Below are 18964 nucleotides of genomic sequence, written 5' to 3'. Positions count from 1 at the left end.
AACCCAGCGAGCAAGCGCTGGGTTTATGTTTCTGTGTTAGCCAGACCATAAAAATGATAGATAATTTCCCACGCCTGCTCGGGTGTATCTACAAACTGTATTAACTCGAGATCTTCTGGGCTAATTAAGCCTTCTTCTGCCAGCATGTCAAAATTGATTAAACGCTGCCAAAACGCTTTATCGTATAAAATTACCGGTACGCGTTTGGCTTTACGCGTTTGAATCAGTGTCAGGGTTTCAAACAGCTCATCCAAAGTGCCAAAGCCCCCCGGAAAGGCCACTAAAGCCTGCGCACGTTGTAAAAAGTGCATTTTGCGGATGGCAAAATAGTGAAACTGGAAACACAGCTCAGGCGTGATATAGGGGTTTGGATGTTGCTCTTTGGGTAAAACAATATTTAAACCAATGCTTTTACCATTTGCATCCATCGCCCCGCGATTGGCGGCTTCCATCACGCCTGGGCCGCCGCCGCTGATAATCATTAAGCCTGCTGCGGGATGCTTGCCATTGTGAGTGGTGACGATGCGAGCAAATGCTTGCGAGGCTGCATAGTACTGACTGTTTCTCACATCGCGTTGCGCTTGCTGCAGTGCACTCACAGCCTCAGCGGTATGTTCTTGCCCCGCATAGCGTTGTTGAACCTCTGCCAGTTGACTTGCTGCAACACTCGGTGACAGAAAACGGGCACTGCCAAATACGACGATAGTGGCATTAATGCCGTGCTGCTCAAGTACCATCTGTGGTTTTAAATATTCTAACTGCAGACGAACATGGCGCAGCTCGTCTTGCATTAAAAAACCATTGTCAGCGAAGGCGAGCTTAAAGGAATTATGATCTTGTAATTGCGTAATCGCATCTAATGATTCTTGAGCGCTTGCAAAATGGCGTTTATATAAGGTACTGTTTTCCGACATACTGAAAACCCCTGAGGAAAAATTATTTTCTGTTAAGAGTACACATAGTACCGCGCGAACAAGTTAAAGTGGTGTTATAACAAATAAAAAAATTAGGACAGTTATGTGGTCAGATATTTTAGTAACCTTTGGTGCGCTAGGGATCTTACTGTTAGGGATGGACTGGCTTAGTAAAGGTCTAAAAACGGCAGCTGGGCCAGCATTAATGCAGTTTTTACAACGTTGGACCACCAAACCTTGGCAAGGCTTAGTGTTTGGCACGGCGGCTACGGTTGCGGTGCAATCCTCAACGGTCATCACCATTACCACCATTGGTTTTGTTAATGCGGGTATTTTATCTTTGCAAAATGCTGCCTTTGTCATTTACGGCAGTAATGTGGGGACATCATTAACGGGCTGGTTTGTGGCGCTAATTGGTCTACAATTTAAGATAGAAGTGTTTGCGTTACCCTTGGTCGGCCTAGGCGCCATGCTTAAACTGTTTACGAAGACAGTAAAAAAGCAAGGCGTGGGTGAGGCGTTAGTCGGCTTCGGTTTTTTCTTTTTAGGGCTGGGTTTTTTAAAAGAAGGTTTTAATGCTGTTTTTCTCGATATTGAATTTTCAGCGTTAAGCCAATGGGGCTTATGGGGCATATTGTTAGGGGTGGCATTAGGCACGTTATTAAGTGTGTTAATGCAAGCGTCAATAGCGGTGATTGCCTTAGTGATTACCGCAGTTTCTGCGGGTGTTCTTCCGTTGTCGTTAGCGGCGGCTTTTGTTATTGGGGCTAACCTTGGCACCACTTCAACCGCCATCATGTCAACTTTAGCGGCCACGGCACAGGCTAAACGCTTAGCGCTATTGCATGTAATTTTTAATGTGATAACCGGTGTGGTTGCGGTATTGCTGATCAGCCCTTTGTTATGGCTTATTTTGCAACTGCAGCAGGCGTTATTTCACGACCCAAACCCCGCCATCAGCTTGGCCTTGTTTCATACGCTATTTAATGTGCTGGGTGTTCTGTTAATGTGGCCTTTAACCACTCGCTTGGTGCTTTTTTTAAATGGCCGTTTTCGACAGCACAGCCCCGGTCAATTACGCATGTTAGATGCGTCTAGTTTAAGTATTCCGTCGGTTGCGATTAAAAGTTTGATTATGGAAACACTGCATGTTGGCCAACTGATTAGTCAGCAAGCCTTGATGTTGCATGCTGATACACCTCAAACCAGCGCGGGCTTAAATAACATCAAGCAATTACAAACCGAGCTGAACGGTTATTTATTAAAATTGGGTAAAAGTAAATTGTCCGCCGCCGAGTCTAAAGCGTTAAATGAACTTATTAAAAATCAAATGCGCTTAGAAATGACGATTCAATTGCTACCGCAGCTTGCTAAGCAATTAACCAGCAATGCGACTGCGTTTATGCCGGAGCAAACGTTATGGCAACAATTACAACAGGCGCATTGGCCAGAAGATGCAGCCAAAGTGCGCAGTTGCTATCGGGATTTAATGAAACAACGCCATAAAATTAAAGAACAATTGTATCTATTGGTACTGACCGAACGCGTGAGTACCGACAATGGTGGCGATCAGCTGTTACGAATTGCGGAATTACGCCGCTTTAATCAACAACTGACCAAAGCCATGCTCTCGTTAGGTGCGCTACTTACCACAACAGAAGGGCCGACATCCCAACAAGAACAAGAGGAACACAGTCATGCCAGTTAATGCCAGTTTGACCTTCATCGGTGCTGCTCAACAAGTCACCGGCTCCTGTTATCTGATCAAGTTACCTCACCAGCAGCTATTACTCGAATGTGGCATGGTACAAGGCCATGATCAGGTTAAGGAATGGCACAAGTTTCGTTTTCCTTTTAATGCCAAAGACATTGATGCGGTGGTGTTATCTCACGCACACATCGATCACAGTGGTTTATTACCCTTGTTAATCTCTAAAGGGTTTCAAGGCAAAATTTACTGTACACCGGGCACGGCTGATATTTTACCGGTGCTACTGAAAGATTCGGTTAACTTATATTTAAAAGATTTGGAATGGCAAAATAAAAAAGCGGTGCGTGCGGGTAAAAAGCCACAATCGCCGGTGATGTCGGTAAAGGATGTCGAGCGTGTGGTGGACTTGATTGTGGAGTTACCCTACAGCAAACGCGGTTTCCCGCTCGATGGCGTAGAGCTGGAGTTTGCTGATGCGGGGCATATTTTAGGCTCTGCCATTGTGCAACTGTGGTTGAAGGGAAAGCAAGCCATGCGCAAGTTGGTGTTTTCTGGCGATCTTGGCAACCCTGCTACGGTGCTGTTACCGCCGGCTACGGATATTGGTCAAGCTGATATCGTGTTAATGGAAAGTACTTATGGAAATCGTGACCACCAACCGCTAGCCGATACCATTGAAGAACTTGCTGCAGCACTTGAACAAGCCTATAACGAAAATGGTAATGTATTTATCCCCGCGTTTGCTTTAGGGCGCTCGCAAGAGATTTTGTATTATCTCGCCTTGCTCTTTAAACAAGGCCGTTTAAAGCAACGTATGGTGTTTTTAGACAGCCCAATGGCCATTAGCATTACCAAGATCTATAACGAGTACTTGCATCGCCTTGATCAAGCCGATTTAGATAAAATTGGTTACAAACCGGGCATGACGCTACAACAATTACTGCCGATTTTGAAATTATCAGAAACCGTTGAAGATTCGATGGCAATTAATCGGATCAGCCAAGGAGCGATTATTATTGCGGGAAGCGGTATGTGTAATGGTGGTCGTATTGTGCACCACTTAAAACATAACCTCTGGAAAAATACCAATCACCTTATCTTTATCGGCTTTCAAGCCCGAGGTACTTTAGGTCGGCGACTGGTTGACGGCGAAAAACGTGTGAAAATGTTTGGGCAAGATATCGTGGTGAAAGCTAATGTACATACTATTGGCGGCTTTTCGGCTCATGCAGGGCAAAGCGAGTTATTAGCATGGGCTAAAGCCATTACGGGTCAACCCGACTTTTACTTAATCCATGGTGAGCCTGAGGCGCAATTGGTTTTACAAGAAAAGTTAGCCGAGCTCGGTATTGCTTCGCAAATTCCGGCGAAAGGCGATAGCTTCGATTTCTAACGGAGTTTACGACAAGCAGAGGCAGCCACTGTGCTAATGCCCGTCAGTTAATGCTGTTTAATAACACACTATACTGCTCGGTATTCGCTCAAGTGGCTGTTGTATCATTTAACTCTCAGGTTGCGTTGGCGTGATATCATCGCTTGGATAGCACCCCAGTACTTTGATAAATTTTGTCAGGTTATTTAACTCTTCTAGTGCGCGAGTCATGGCGTAGTCGTTCAGATTGGCAGAAACATCCACATAAAACATTTCTTCCCAAGGGTTGCCGTTGATCGGACGCGATTCTAATTTACTCATACTAATGCCATGTTGCTTTAACACTAACAAGGCTTCTACCAGTGCACCGGGTTGCTGCCCGGTATACATAATAAAAGTGGTTTTTGCTGGGATGGCTTTGGCAACATTAACCGATTTACGGGCGACCACGATAAAGCGACTGATATTGGCTTTTTGATTGGCTAATTGGCGTGTCAGTACTTCTAAACCATAGAGTTTGCCGCCTTCTTCGCCACCAATAGCAATAATACTGGGATCCTGTAACTCTTTTACTTTGGCAAACGCGGCGGAAGAGCTTTCACAGTAGTCTATTTTCACGTTCGTTAAACCGAGTAAAAACTGACTACACTGCGCAATCACTTGCGGATGAGAACACACTTGGCGAATTTTCGAGAGATCGGTGCCCGGTAAACCGAGTAAGCAATGTTCAATGGGGTGCGTTAATTCACCTACAATGGATAAACGGGTATGTTGTAAGATGTCATACACTTCGTTAATAGAACCTGACGAGGTATTCTCAATCGGTAATACCGCATAGTCGGCATGGCCGGTTTCTACCGCTTTGACAATTTCATTAAAGCTATCGCAGCCTAATTCGATAATACGCTCGGCGCGACGGGTAAAGTATTTTTGGGTTGCCCAGTAACTGTAAGAGCCTTGCCCGCCTAAAAACGCCACTCTCACTACTGGGGAATTATCACCGTTTAATTGGCCTTGCACTTTAGCTTGTTGCTGTAATACCGAGTCTTCAATGACAACTTGAAATAACCGCGTAACATAGTGTGCATCGAGTTCCAGCGATTTGCCTTTTTCAATCAGCGACAATAATAATTCTTGCTCGCGTTGTTGATCGCGAATGGGTTTATTTTGGGATAGCTTTGCTTCTGCCACGGCCAGTGCCAACTTGCGACGTTTAGACAGCAAGCTCAATAATTGCTGATCAGTTTCACTAATCGCAGTGCGGATCTCATTTAATTCCATATTTGGCCTCGTGCTACACCTATGTTTAAGGGTCAACTTGCAAAAAAAAACCTCCCGAGTGGGGAGGTTTTGGGCTTTTCGTGCGTGCACGCTCAGCTACCTCCCAATGCTAGGGGGTAAAGCTAAAAAAACCGAGCGAGCAAATCATCATCTTCATGTTGTACACCTTAATCCGTCTGGATGGCTAAAGTCAAGGGTTAGGTATTAACTGTTGTTGATATTTTTCTGGCCCAGGTAAAAAGGGCAAAGCAACTTCAGCAAGCCAATAAGGATGATCGCTACGATAAAAAGGGGAAAGGGGGTGACCGGATTGACCGCTGCTGATCACTAAGACGCCTAATTCTTCAAAACCAGGTGCAACCACCATTCTTTGCGATTGACCAAATGCCGGATGTTGCACCTTTGGCATATGACTATCACCCGATAGCGGGGTATCGGCCATATTGAGCCAGTGGCCAATCAGCGGAATAGCGCCAGACAAAGGATGTTTAATTTTACTGGTATTACGCGTGCCCCAGTTGGCTTGGGTTAAGCTACCGTATTGTGCTTGAATATTTTGCTCGGTTTGCTTGGCTGCGCTTAACAGTAAATCCTGCCAGCTTTGATAGTTGGCCGGTAAGGTGTCAGCGCGATTTGCCGCAAGCATTAACCAAAATGGCGTTTCCATTGAATATTTTAAATCACTGCTGCGACTACCCACTTGCTCTAATAACGCTGACAGGGGCGCAAAGGTCAGTTCTAGCGTAGTTAAACGAAATTGCCGAAGCAAAGTGTAACCGACATCATTTACATCTGCTTTTAAGCTAGACTGCGCGATCAGCTGGCGAAACTCGGTCAATTGATATTGCTCACTGCGCTCAGGTGAAAGGGTATCGAGTAATAATGCCTGCCACGGCTGCAATAAATGCGCTTGGGTATCCAGCTGTATTTGATGTAGCGCCAATTCATCCGCTTTGGGCAGCGCAGCTAACGCATCGGCTATTTGTTTACCCCTTGCGCCTAAATCATAGCCGCCATTTCCTAACAGCTTATAAAACTCGCCACCTACGGTGCGAGCATTCGCAGACCACAACCGACCTGACGTTGGGTTGAGGAGTTGCGGATAAGCGGCCGCCTCTAACTGTTCGCCCCAGTAGTTATCACCCTTGCTCCAATCCTGAGCGGTATCCCAATCGGCCACATGGCGCTGACGCATTGGACCAAATATAGACCAGCCAATATGACCTTGTTGGTCGGCAACTAACACGTTTTGTGCGGGAATACCCATAGTATTAGCAAAACGCAACACTTCGGCCGCAGACTCAGCCTTTTCTAAATAACGTAAGTTCAGGTTCACCGCTTGCGGATCATGGGCTATCCAACGCAGAGCATAAGGTTGGCCATCCGCAAAGGGGATAAGTGGGCCCCATTCGGTTTGTTTGATTAATAGTGAATGCGCTGGCGCGTCGCGAATGGTAATGCGCTCAGTGATGTACTCAAGAGGTTGCCAGCCGTTGGGGCTAAGATACTGCTGTTTATCATCAGACAGGGTTAGGCTGATTAAATCATGCCAATCGGCTGTACTATTGGTAAAACCCCATGCAATTTTGCCATTACTACCAACCACAATAGCCGGTGTACCGGGTAAACTTAAACCTGTGACTTGCTGCGCTAGCTGATCTTCAATCCAATTTAATTGCGTTTTGAACCAGACGCCTGGCACCCTTAGTGATAAATGCATATCATCAGCTAAGATGGCGGCGCCATGCGCGGTTAATTGGCCGGCAACCGCAAAATTATTACTGCCTAAATCGACTGCGTCAGCCGGTGTGCATTCATTACAACTTAATTGCTGTTGTAAAACACTGGGATACGGTGAGCTAGGTAGGGCAATGGCTTGCTGTTCGCTACCATCAATGGCCGCTTGCCACTGTGGGCTATGCTGTTGCAAAAACTGATACCAGTCTTGTGGTAACGCGGCTTTTAATTTGGTCATCGCATAATCATCACGCCCCATTTTACCCTGTAAATCTAGGTACATACTGTAAATGACTAACAGACTATCTTGCTCTAACCAAGGCTCGGGCGTCGTTTGTAATAACAGATATTCAAAAGGAGGTTGGCGTAAGCGGTTTAAGCCATCGTTAACACCTCGACTGTAAGCGGCTAACAACTCGAGATCTGGTGCCTTAAGCTGTGTCAGGATATGTTCGGCGCGTTGTCGAAACAGGTGGCGGCGATGGCTGATGTCGGTGTTCAGTGCTTGCTTCCCGAATAAAGCAGATAATTCACCGGCTGCACTGCGCCGTGATAAATCCATTTGAAAGAAACGTTCTTGAGCGTGCGCAAAGCCCAGTGCATAAGCGGTATCTGAACGGTCGGTGGCGTGGATGGTTAAGTAACCAAGTTGATCGCGCTTTAAACTAACCGGATGTGCTATGGGGGCCTGAAAGCGACCGTTATAATCGGGTAAACTGCCGTTAAGCCAATAATAAGCCACAGCCAATACAATTAATATCACGGCAACGACTAGCGACAACAGCCAGCTGATTATTTTCATTTTTAAGTCCTGCTGGTATAAGATCAAAAGGTTAGCACAACAAAAGGAAAGTTCAATGTTAAGAAAGATGCAAGTGTGGGATCTCGCCGTCAGGGTATTTCATTGGTCGCAAGTGTTGCTGCTGCTTGGGCTCTGGTATACCGGTACCGAAGGTTTGATGGCACAGCATCAATTGTTAGCTTACAGTTTAGCGGCATTGTTAATCGGGCGCCTGTACTGGGGCTTTTTTGGTAGTAGTACCGCGCGTTTTCGTCATTTTAGCTATTCACCCCGTGCGGCTTGGCATTTTTTACGCCAGCCAAAACCGATGCTCGGTCATAATCCGGCAGGTTCTTATATGATTTTTACGCTGTTAGGCTTATTAACGCTGCAAATTCTCAGTGGCCTAGCTACTTTTGATAACAGCTATATTAGTGACGGCCCTTTAGTTGCACATTTGCCTGAAAGTTGGGTGTCGCTGGCTTCTGATGTGCATAAAACCGTAATCGATCTGATTTTAATCGCGGTGTTTGTGCATGTGTTTGCTGCTATTTGGCATAGCTGGCGTTACGACAATGTCATATTGTCGATGTTCAATGGTAAAAACGATGTGCCTGCAAATGCCACCCCGCAGTTGAAATCAACATGGAGTTATTTTGTTATCGTGCTACTGGTGCTGCTCGGTTTTTATCTGTGGCAAGGTCGTATTCTGATCTTGTTTCTTTGAAAAAGTTTACTATTTGGCAAAAAGCCCGCTGGTATGCGGTTACCACATGCCAGCGGGCTTGAGATAATCAGCTTAACAAGCTGAGTTTATTAATCAGCTTTGTATTTATCATGACAAGCTTTACAGTTACGTGCATAGTCGCCAAACGCTTTGCGAATAGCGGCTTGCTCGCCGGCCTTTGCTGCAACTAATAAAGCGGCAGCATCTGCGGCCAGTTTTTCACCACGCTCTTGCACATCCACTAAGTTATCCCAAATAGCCGGTTTTACTTCACCGCCCGCGGCTTGAGTGCCTGGCACGGTAAACGTTTCCCATGGCAGTTGCGACAATAAGGCTAGCGCCTCAGCACGACGCTTCACGCGCTCAACGTCAAAAGCCACATTACCGCGGATCATATCTTGGATGTCGCCCATGTTATGGCGGATCATCTGAAAGTTAGCTTGACGGTATGACACCGCATCTTTACCGTCAGTAAATGCCGTAGCGGCGACGACCGGTAACGCGAAAGATAAACAAAGTAGGGAAGAAATTAGGGCTTTTTTCATATTATTACTCTCTTCTAGTCGATTGTCGTAAAATAATGGTAAAGTACAAGTAGTCTTTATTGTATACCTGACAGGGATACTATCAGGTCACTATAACAGCAGTGAGCCGAATTCGTGAAGGATCTTACCCACAATAATGCCAAAGGATTCAACTCACTGGGTTTGAAATTTTCAATCCTGGTGTTTTTGGCTATGCTGATTGCCGGTCTTACCGTGATGTTTACTTATGGCCTTTATCAACAGCAAACTGATGAGGCCATGCAGTTAAAAAAACAAGCACTATTGCAGCGCAATAGCGACTTATATCATCAACAATTAGACAAATACCTCGAAAAACAAGAAATCAAAGCACGGCGAGCTCACCAACTCATCAGTGAGCAATTAAACGAGCGCCCAGTTACCCGTTCTAATACAGCCTTATTAACTACCTTAGCCGATGGTTCACGTCGCCAACAAAATGACTCTTCTGGCCTGTATATTGCGCCGGACGCCCAGGTCGATGTGCAAAATAGTTTATTACAGCGCAGTACTGCGGTTTGGCACGATACTGTGCCCTTGTTGCAACATGATTTCTTTGCTGTGTTTTTTATTGCCAAAGATAACTATGTTCAGGTGACGCCAGCAGGGTGGGCAGCAGATCTTTCGGTCGATATTTCCTTATTAAATAACCCCTTATTTCAATTAGCGGCACCAGAGCAAAACCCTGAGCGCAGTTTGCGCTGGAGCCCGGTGTATTTTGACAGTATTTGGCAACAATGGATGCTAAGTATGTTGCTGCCGGTCTATCAGCAAGAACAGTTTCTAGGCGTAATGGGTTTTACGCTGCCTCTTTCAGAATTAACACAACATCGCAGTGCATCGCCTGAATACAAGCCAAATACCCATGCCTTGCTCCTAGATAGAATGGGGCAAGCCATCAGCGATAGCGTTTCGTCCTCAATGCGCAATTTGCCGATGTTTAGCCCTTATCAGGGGGCTAAAGTGAACGTCCCTGTATTAAGTGAATTACTGCAAACGCCCAACCAAAACTTGAGTAATAGCCGTTTTTTGATGGCGCTAAGTGCCTTTAATCGTTTAGATTGGCAGTTTGCGCTTTATCAAGAAAAACAAACTTTATTACAACAGCAAAAATTATTTGTTCCTCGTATGCTGTTTTTAACCTTGATAGTGGCGATTGCCGTGACGCTGTTACTGCATTTTTTCATTAACCAAATGCTGTTAAAACGGCTGAAAAAATTAGCCTCTGCGGTAAATCGGGTCGGACGTGGGGCGCATCCTGGCTTACAATTGGATACCAAACACGATGAACTGGGTATTTTAAACCGCGCCTTCACAGCAATGTTTGAAGAAATTAATCAATTAGTGACGGGTTTAGATACGCGGATTGCCGAAAAAGAACAAGCCGAAATGCTGGCGCGTAAACTCAGTAAAGCGGTCGCTTTTTCCAGTTCAGGAATTGTGATTACTAATAAGCATCTTGATATTGAATACGTAAACCCCTTTTTGACGACGTTGTTAAAGGTTCAAAGCGCCAGTATCTTGGGAAAACCCTTAAGTAGTTTGTTCGCCGAAGATATGCAAAAACTGACCAATGATATGATGCAGTCATTGGCAGAGCGGCAACACTGGCGCGGTGATGTGTTGTTATTGCAAGAAGATGCCACAGACGAAACAGAACAAGCCTGGGTCACTTTAGCTTTAGCGCCGATCCGAGACGAGCGTGGTGAGTTATCTCATTATGTTGCGGCGATGCAGGACATTTCTTTTATTAAGCGCAGCCAAAAGCAAATGGAGCAATTGGCTTACTTCGACTCACTCACTGGCTTGGCCAATCGCAGTTATTTCCGAAACCAATTACGCAAAGCCATTTCCATGTCGCAACGCGGTTATTACACCTTTGCTTTGTTGTACTTTGACTTAGACGAATTTAAATTAATTAATGATACTTTAGGCCACGACGCTGGCGATGAATTACTGATCGAAGTGGCTAAGCGTTTAACCTCACGTTTGCGTGAAGATGATACTATCGCCAGGCTCGGCGGCGATGAATTTGCCGTTATTTTAAGCGATATAAAAGACAAAATGCATGCAGGGCAAATTGCCGGCAATTTACAACAAGCCTTTACTCAGCCAGTGCAATTAGGAACACATACGGTCGCCATTAGTGCTTCTATTGGTATTACTGTGGCGCCTGATGACGGCGCGGAAGAAGAAGTCCTTATAAAACATGCTGATTTGGCCATGTATGAAGCAAAAGCGCGTGGCAAAAATACTTACCGGTTTTTCTCACGCGAGTTAAATGAAGCAGCGACCGATCGTTTATTGATTGAAAATCAGTTACGTGAAGCAATCCGCGAGCAGCAATTCCTGATGTATTACCAACCCAAAATTGATATTCAAGATGACACTCTAGTGGGTTATGAGGCCTTGATCCGCTGGCTGCGACCCGACAATACCCTAGTGCCTCCGGCGCGCTTTATTCCAGTGGCGGAAAGTACCGGCTTAATTGTTAAAATTGGTGAGTGGATTATTCTGGAGTCATGCCGTTTTCTGGCTCGACAACACAGCCGTGGCTATGCCGTTAGTCTGTCAATTAACTTATCGGCGCGCCAATTTAACGATAATCGTTTACCGACGATGATTGAACAAATTATCCAGCGGACCGGTGTCGATCCAAGCTATTTAGTGTTTGAAATTACCGAAAGTATGCTGATGGGCGACACTGATGCGGCTATTAAACAGTTAAATCAGTTAAAACGTCTCGGAGTCTCTTTATCTATTGATGACTTTGGTACAGGCTATTCATCGCTTAATTATTTGAAGCGATTCCCAGTAGACGAGCTGAAAATCGACCGCTCTTTTGTTAAAGATATTCCAGAAGATCGGAATGATATGGATATTGTCTCTGCCATTATTGCGATGGCGCAAAAGATGCAATTACGCGTTGTCGCTGAAGGGGTCGAGTCAGAAGCTCAAGTTGACTTCTTAAAGCAAAATGCTTGCTATGTTGTACAGGGTTATTACTACAGCATGCCGTTGGCAGAGCAAGAGTTAAGTCACCTGACATTTACAATAAAAACATAAGGTAAAGGATCATTCGGTCGTTCAGTGCGAGGTAATTGTTGTTTCGATTAACACCACTAACACGCCGGGGTTATTGAGAAAACAGTCTGCGCTAACCGCAATTAACGCTGTGATACCTTACATCCACTCAAAACCAGGAAAACGTTATGATATCAGCTCGCCTGTCACTTTTGACCTTGGCTTTGCTTAGCGCTACTAGCTATGCGGCTCAAACCACGCCAGAGTTAGGGATCCGGGATAAAACCCCGAATCTCATGGCTCTAACCAATGCCACTGTTCTGACTGAGCCTGGCAAAGAACTTACCGGTGCAACCATCTTAATTCGTGATGGTAAAATTGAAGCGGTTTCAACCAGCGCTAAGATCCCTGCCGGTTATCAAACTTTTGATTTACAAGGTTACTTTGTATATCCCGGTTTTATTGACCCTTATACTCAATACGGTGTTACTGCTGCTAGTCAGGCTGAGCGTGCGCGCTTTGGTGGTCGTAACCCAATTTATGAAAATGAACGAAGGGGGGGCAATGCGGCAAACGACGCCATTCATGCACAGCAGCGTTGGGCAACCCAATTTAAACCCGATAGTAAAGCAGCAACCGAGTTATTAAAAGCTGGTTTTACTACGGTACAAAGTGCCCGCCAAGACGGTATTTTTCGTGGAACCGCTTTTGTTGCTTCTTTAGGTGAAGGCTTGCCAAATGATTTAATTTTAAAAGCTGACGCTCAGCATTTTTTATCTTTTAGCAAAGGCAGTTCGCAGCAAACCTATCCTTCTTCGTTGATGGGATCTATTGCGCTAATCCGTCAAACCTTGTCCGACGCTAATTGGTATCAAGCGGCCACGGCTAGCCCGAATTTAAGCGTTCAGGGTAAGCCTGTTGAGTTTAACGCGGCTTTAGAAGCGCTTAGCAGTTTAAGCAGCCAGGGCATCTTGTTTGATACTACAGACGATCGTTCATTACTGCGCGCCAATCAATTACTCAGCGAATTTAATCTTAAAAATGCGCTGTTATTAGGCTCTGGCTATGAATACAGCCGCTTGTCACAAATTAAAGCGACCGGTAAACCTTTGTTGCTACCGCTGAATTTTCCCGCCGCACCGCAGGTTAACGCGGCTGAGCAGCGTTTAGACGTGAATCTTGCTGATTTACGGCACTGGGAGCGGGCACCGGCTAACCCGGCTGAAGTGGCTAAAGCTGGGGTAAACTTTGCCTTCACAACGCATGGTTTAACTAAAAAAGCCGAGTTTTTACCCAACTTACGCAAAGCTATTCAATACGGCTTAGACAAACAGCAAGCGCTCGCAGCCTTAACCACCACACCAGCCAGCTTACTGGGTTTAGACGATAGGTTAGGTAAAATTGCTGCCGGTTATCAGGCTGATCTTGTGATCAGCCGAGGTGATCTGTTCACTGACGGTGAAATTGTCGCAACCTGGTTACGTGGCCAAGAAAAACGCTTTACCAGTGTGCAACCCACCGCTTTTGCTGGTGAGTATCAACTCACTTATCAAGATCAAACGTTTAGCGTGACGCTAACGGGTACGGCGCCGAAAATAAGCGGTGAAGCGGTAATGGGCGATAAAAAAGTGAAATTGACTCACCTGATGGTGCAAGACCAGCGGTTACAATTTAGCTTGCCGTTACAAGAGCTCACCGAACAAGCTGCGGTGCTGCAATTTAATGGTGTTTGGTCTGAGCAACAACTTAAGGGTTATTGGTTAGATGCACAGGGTAATGAAGTGGCTGTCAGCGCCAAACAGCAAATTGCAGCCAGCAGTAAAGATGCCAAAACCGCTAAAGCCGCGCCAGCAATGTTGTCGAAACTGACTTATCCTAATCGTGCTTTTGGTTTAGATGCTTTACCGCAGCAACAAAACCTGCATATCAAAAATGCGACCGTGTGGACAGCAACAGCAGACGGTGTGTTGACTGAAAGTGATGTGCTAGTGCGCAATGGTAAGTTTGAGAAAATTGGCCAAAACCTGACTACGCCACGCGGTTATACAGTAATCGATGCCACAGGTTTACATTTAACGCCAGGTATTATTGACGAGCACTCACATATTGCCACCGAGCAAGGGGTGAACGAGGGTTCACATGCTAATACCGCCGAAGTGCACTTAGGTGATGTGATTAACTCAGATGATATCAATATCTATCGTGCTTTAGCCGGTGGTGTTACCGCAGTGCAGGTACTACATGGCAGTGCTAACCCGATTGGAGGTCGTGCGCAAATTATTAGCTTACGCTGGGGGCAAGATGCAGAAGGGCTGAAATTTAAAGGTGCGCCACCGAGTATCAAATTTGCGTTAGGTGAAAACGTGAAGCAATCTAATTGGGGCTCTGAGTTCAATACACGATACCCACAAACTCGTATTGGTGTTGAAACCTTTATTCGCGATCAATTCCAAGCAGCTAAAGAATACCGTGCGGCTTGGCAAGCGTTCAATAAACTGTCTAAGCGTGAGCAAGGCCGTGTTGCCCCCCCTCGCCGTGATTATCAGATGGATACCTTGGTCGAAATTCTAGAAGGTAAACGTCATATTCATACACACTCTTATGTGGCTTCTGAAATTTTAATGTTGATGAAAGTTGCTGATGAAATGGGTTTCAAAGTGAATACTTACACCCACATCTTAGAAGGCTACAAGGTAGCGAGTGAAATGAAAGCGCATGGTGCCAGTGCATCGACCTTTGCTGACTGGTGGGGCTTTAAGATGGAAGTCACGGATGCCATTCCAACTAACACCTGTTTGATGCATGAGCAGGGTATGTTAGTGAGCGTTAACTCTGATGATCCTGGTTTACTGCGTCGTTTGAATCAAGAGGCCTCAAAATCTACCATGTATTGTAATATGGATGAGCAAGAAGCCTTGAAGATGGTGACGTTAAACCCAGCAAAACAATTAAAAATTGACGATAAAGTCGGTTCAATTGCCGTCGGTAAACAAGCTGATTTCGTGTTATGGGATGCCCATCCATTATCCGTTTACAGTGTGGCACAACAAACGTGGATTGAAGGGGCACGTTACTTCGACCGTGCTGAAGACTTAGCAAAGCGGCAACAGCTTGAGCAAGAGCGGCAACAGTTGATCCAAAAGGTCTTAACCGCGGGTGATTCTGCTCGTAACGGTAGTCGCAACGCTTATAAACAAGATGATCCGATTTGGCATTGTGAAGATAACGATGACTGGTTGAAATTACGCTTTGGTTTTGGCTCTGCCACAGAAAGTCATGCTCATGCCCATGGGGAGCAACATTAATGAAAAAATTAACCACTATTTTTGCCGCAGCACTTACACTGGCAACGAGCAGCGTACTCGCGGTAAACCCCGTACCTGCACCGAAACAAAGCGTGCCAGTATTATTGAAAAATGCGACGGTGCACGCTGTTGTAACCGAGCCGGCCATTCAAGATGTCTTACTAGTCGATGGCAAAATTGCCGCGATGGGTACGAACTTAACGGCACCTGCCGGGGCGCAAATAGAAGATTTAACCGGTAAGCATGTGTATCCGGGGCTTATTGCTTTGATTAACCAACTAGGCTTAATTGAAGTTGAAGCCGTGCGTGCCACGCGTGATGATCGTGAAACCTCAGCCACGAACCCAGATTTGCAAGTGCAAGTGGCCTTTAATGCTGATTCTGCGGTGATCCCAACTATTCGCAGCAACGGTTTTAGCCATAGCTTAATTTATCCTGATGGTAGCTTGATCACCGGTCGCTCAGCATTGATGCAGTTAGACGGTTGGAATTGGCAAGATGCCCTAGTGCAAGCCGATGTGGGCTTACACGTGAATTGGCCGCGCATGGGCTTACAAACCGGTTGGTGGGTTCGTGATAGTGCGGAAAAGCAGCAAGAGCGGCAACGTGAGCAACTGGAGCAGTTACAAAGTTACTTTAGCCAAGCACAAGCCTATTATTTAGCTGAGCAAGCCGGCTTAAATCGTGGCCGTGATTCACGCTGGCATGCCATGTTGGCGTTGTTTGAAGGTAAATTACCCTTATTTGTTCATGCCGATGATCCAAGACAAATGCGTCAAGCCATCAGCTTAGCTAAACAATACAAGGTCCGTTTAGTGATTGTGGGGGGACGCGATAGCTGGCGCATGGCAGATGAACTGGCGGCGAATAACGTGGATGTGATTTATACCGCGCCTTATGGCTTACCTACGCGTACCGATGAAGCCTATGATCAAGCCTTTAGCGTGCCAGGTGTGCTGCAAAAAGCCGGTGTGCGTTTCGCGTTATCGCTGGATGGTTTCTGGGATACCCGCAACCTGGTGTTTGCTGCGGGCCATGTCACGCGTTACGGTTTAGAACCTGCGCAAGCGCTACGATCCTTAACCTTAGATGCGGCACAAATTGCCGGTGTGGCCGATCGTTTAGGCTCGATTGAGGTGGGTAAGAGCGCGAGTTTAGTCGTGTCTGAAGGCGATATTTTTGATTATCGTGGGCATAACATCATGCAATTATGGATTGACGGTCGCAATGTTGATCTGAATAACAAACATAAACAGCTACACCAGCGTTATCAGCAACGCTATCAAGCGGCTAACTAAGCTTTAGTTTTATTACCATCTACAGTGCCAGTGAATACTGGCACTTTTTTATTGAGATAGTCCATGAAAAAGATTTTTTTACTTTGTACGGCCGCGTTAATGACTATTGCCGGTTGTAGCAGTACTCCTGCCAGCAAAGCCCCGCGCGCTAGCGCTTTGGTGATTGAAAGTCATCTGACGTTTTTAGCGGATGATTTGTTAGAAGGCCGTGACACGGGGAGTCGAGGCCATGAATTAGCCTCACGTTATATTGCTCAGCAATTTCAAGCTTTAGGTTTAGTGCCGGCTGCGGCTGATGGCAGCTACTTTCAGCGTGTTCCTATGCGCAAAGCGCAAATTGTGCCGGGAAGTGCCAAACTTACTTTTAGTTTACCCGAGCAACAACTGACATTAGATTACCCGCAGCAATTTACAACCGGGCCCAATTTGCAAACCGAAGCCGTTAAGTTGCAAGGTGAAATGGTGTTTGTTGGTTATGGTTTAGTGTCGGAGGTGTTTGATTTAAACGATTATGCGAATTTAGACGTTAAAGGTAAAGTCGTGGTCATGCTGTCAGGTTTACCCGCTTTTTTACCTAGCGAAGAGCGGGCTTATCTGGGCAGTATGAAAACCGAATTTGCGGTTGAGCGGGGCGCTATCGGTGTTATTTCGGTGCATACGCCACAGCAAGAAAAAACTCGGCCCTATGCCGATAGCCTCATGTATTTAAATAGTCCGAGCATGAGCTGGTTAGATGACGAAGGTAACCCCGGTCGGGGCTTTGCTCAGTTACAAGGTGGCGCAACTTTGCATCCTGATGCGGCCAGTCTGTTATTCGCTGCCGCTGGTTATAACCTGAGTGATATTTTTGCTTTATTAGAAAAAGATGAGGTCCCCAAAGGTTTTGCGTTAAAAGGCGAAGTTAACTTAAGCAGCCAAAGTACTCACCAGCAAGTGACAAGCCCGAATGTGTTAGCTACCTTACCCGGTTCCGATCCGCTGTTAAAAGAGGAATATGTAGTATTAACTGCACATTCTGATCATATCGGTTTTTCTAACGATTTACGCAGCGAAGATAAAATTAATAACGGGGCAATGGATAACGCTGCAGGTATCGCGATCTTACTTGAAACCGCACGTTTATTTGCGCAACTGCCGACATCGCCAAAGCGCTCTATTTTGTTTGCTGCGGTTACCGGTGAAGAAAAAGGCTTATTAGGGGCAGATTATCTAGCGAAACAACCGCCAATGCCTATTTCGCAGATGGTGGCTAACGTTAATTTAGATATGCCGGTATTACTGTATTCTTTTGCCGATTTAATTGCTTTTGGTGCAAATCACTCGACCCTAGGTGATGTGGTTGCCCGTGCTGCGGCAAAAGAGGGCAGAACCTTAAGTGAAGATCCGATGCCCGAGCAAGCTATCTTCACGCGCTCAGATCATTATCGCTTAGTGCAACAAGGTGTGCCTGCGGTGTTTTTAATGACCGGTTTTACTTCAACCGATCCAAAGGTATCGGGAGGCAAAGTGTGGGCCAGTTTCTTTGCCAAGCATTATCATCGCCCTTCTGATGATATTGCCAGCTTAACCAAAGAGTATGGGGCTATTCGTTATGATGCTGGCGCCGTATTTGCCGATATTAATTTTAATATTGCGCTGGATGTAGCGAATGCTAAAACGCGGCCATTGTGGCGCAAAGACAGTTTTTTCAGAAAGGTATTTGGCCGTATAGAGAACTCTGAACCCAATACGCCGTAATCGTTCGATACCGAGTGGTTAATATCGCTTGAGATAAACAAGCCGGCCTATCCGCCGGCTTGTTTCACTTTAAACCCTTTTTGTTGTAATAAGGTAGTGACTAATTCGCGTTTATCACCTTGTATCTCAATAATGCCGTCTTTGACCGAACCACCACAAGCACATTTCTTTTTTAATTCTGTACATAGTTGGCTTAATTCACTGGTGCTACCGGTTAAGCCTAAAATGGTTAATACCGTCTTACCGCCCCGACCTTTCGTTTCCCGACGGATGCGTAAGGCACCATCAGCAAATCCTTCAGCCGCTGAGACAGCCGGACTGCTCGCGTCAATTCGGCCTGTCGCCGTGGAATAGACCAAACCAGCCTGATTCGCCGGATTCGTGCTCTCTGGAGTAGCGCCAGTCAGTTGTTGTTGCCAATCGGCTAAGGAAATTTTTTTGCTCATCATAAAATGTCCTGAAAAGTTGGCCGTAGCTTACTCAGCACAAGCGTTGCTCGCAAGTTTTTCTGTGT

The 18964-nt window shown here is 45.9% G+C and carries 12 protein-coding genes; 7 read left to right on the top strand and 5 right to left on the bottom strand.

The genetic code is table 11. The annotated features are described in order from the left end of the window. Positions 1-23: 23 nt before the first annotated feature. Positions 24-914, bottom strand: a complete 891-nt coding sequence (locus ACUJFK_RS13920) for an LOG family protein (RefSeq protein ID WP_445425253.1) — start codon at positions 912-914, stop codon at positions 24-26. 103 nt (positions 915-1017) lie between these two features. Between ACUJFK_RS13920 and ACUJFK_RS13915 the strand changes: the two genes are divergently transcribed. Together ACUJFK_RS13915 and ACUJFK_RS13910 are read left to right on the top strand one after the other, a co-directional pair. Next, entirely contained in the window at positions 1018-2622 is a 1605-nt protein-coding gene (locus tag ACUJFK_RS13915) for a Na/Pi symporter (protein WP_445425252.1), read from the top strand. Further along, positions 2612-4018, top strand: coding sequence for an MBL fold metallo-hydrolase RNA specificity domain-containing protein (locus ACUJFK_RS13910; RefSeq protein ID WP_306178835.1), 1407 nt, complete (start codon positions 2612-2614; stop codon positions 4016-4018). The genes ACUJFK_RS13915 and ACUJFK_RS13910 overlap by 11 nt, the downstream gene beginning before the upstream one ends. Positions 4019-4126: 108 nt before the next feature. Here ACUJFK_RS13910 and ACUJFK_RS13905 read toward each other — a convergent pair whose 3' ends face one another. Further along, a complete protein-coding gene (locus ACUJFK_RS13905; RefSeq protein ID WP_306178834.1) occupies positions 4127-5278 on the bottom strand; it encodes a chorismate mutase in 1152 nt (383 codons plus the stop codon). A gap of 190 nt (positions 5279-5468) precedes the next feature. Next, on the bottom strand, positions 5469-7817 hold the full coding sequence (locus ACUJFK_RS13900) for a penicillin acylase family protein (protein ID WP_445425251.1): 2349 nt from the start codon (positions 7815-7817) through the stop codon (positions 5469-5471). 55 nt (positions 7818-7872) lie between these two features. Here ACUJFK_RS13900 and ACUJFK_RS13895 point away from each other — a divergent pair, with 55 nt between their 5' ends. Beyond that, positions 7873-8523 (top strand): cytochrome b/b6 domain-containing protein, encoded by a 651-nt coding sequence (locus tag ACUJFK_RS13895; protein ID WP_445425250.1) that lies wholly within the window; start codon positions 7873-7875, stop codon positions 8521-8523. Positions 8524-8612: 89 nt separating this feature from the next. Here the strand turns inward: ACUJFK_RS13895 and ACUJFK_RS13890 are convergent, their stop codons facing one another. Continuing rightward, on the bottom strand, positions 8613-9068 hold the full coding sequence (locus tag ACUJFK_RS13890; protein WP_445425249.1) for a c-type cytochrome: 456 nt from the start codon (positions 9066-9068) through the stop codon (positions 8613-8615). A gap of 162 nt (positions 9069-9230) precedes the next feature. Here ACUJFK_RS13890 and ACUJFK_RS13885 point away from each other — a divergent pair, with 162 nt between their 5' ends. The 4 genes from ACUJFK_RS13885 (at position 9231) to ACUJFK_RS13870 (ending at position 18450) form a co-directional block, all read left to right on the top strand. After that, complete coding sequence (locus ACUJFK_RS13885) at positions 9231-12152, top strand: bifunctional diguanylate cyclase/phosphodiesterase (protein WP_445425248.1); 2922 nt, start codon at positions 9231-9233, stop codon at positions 12150-12152. 146 nt (positions 12153-12298) lie between these two features. Continuing rightward, complete coding sequence (locus ACUJFK_RS13880; protein WP_445425247.1) at positions 12299-15415, top strand: amidohydrolase family protein; 3117 nt, start codon at positions 12299-12301, stop codon at positions 15413-15415. Then, on the top strand, positions 15415-16713 hold the full coding sequence (locus ACUJFK_RS13875; protein WP_306178826.1) for an amidohydrolase family protein: 1299 nt from the start codon (positions 15415-15417) through the stop codon (positions 16711-16713). The genes ACUJFK_RS13880 and ACUJFK_RS13875 overlap by 1 nt, the downstream gene beginning before the upstream one ends. 63 nt (positions 16714-16776) lie before the next feature. Beyond that, positions 16777-18450, top strand: a complete 1674-nt coding sequence (locus ACUJFK_RS13870; RefSeq protein WP_445425246.1) for a M28 family metallopeptidase — start codon at positions 16777-16779, stop codon at positions 18448-18450. 47 nt (positions 18451-18497) lie between these two features. On the opposite strand, the gene ACUJFK_RS13865 is transcribed toward ACUJFK_RS13870, so the two are convergent. Then, on the bottom strand, positions 18498-18896 hold the full coding sequence (locus tag ACUJFK_RS13865; protein ID WP_445426788.1) for a translation initiation factor: 399 nt from the start codon (positions 18894-18896) through the stop codon (positions 18498-18500). Between the last annotated feature and the right edge of the window lie 68 nt (positions 18897-18964).

The sequence above is a fragment of the Alishewanella sp. HL-SH06 genome, assembly GCF_052656265.1.
The sequence above is the reverse complement of the archived record's forward strand: the minus strand, read 5'-3'. Positions and strand labels throughout refer to the sequence as shown.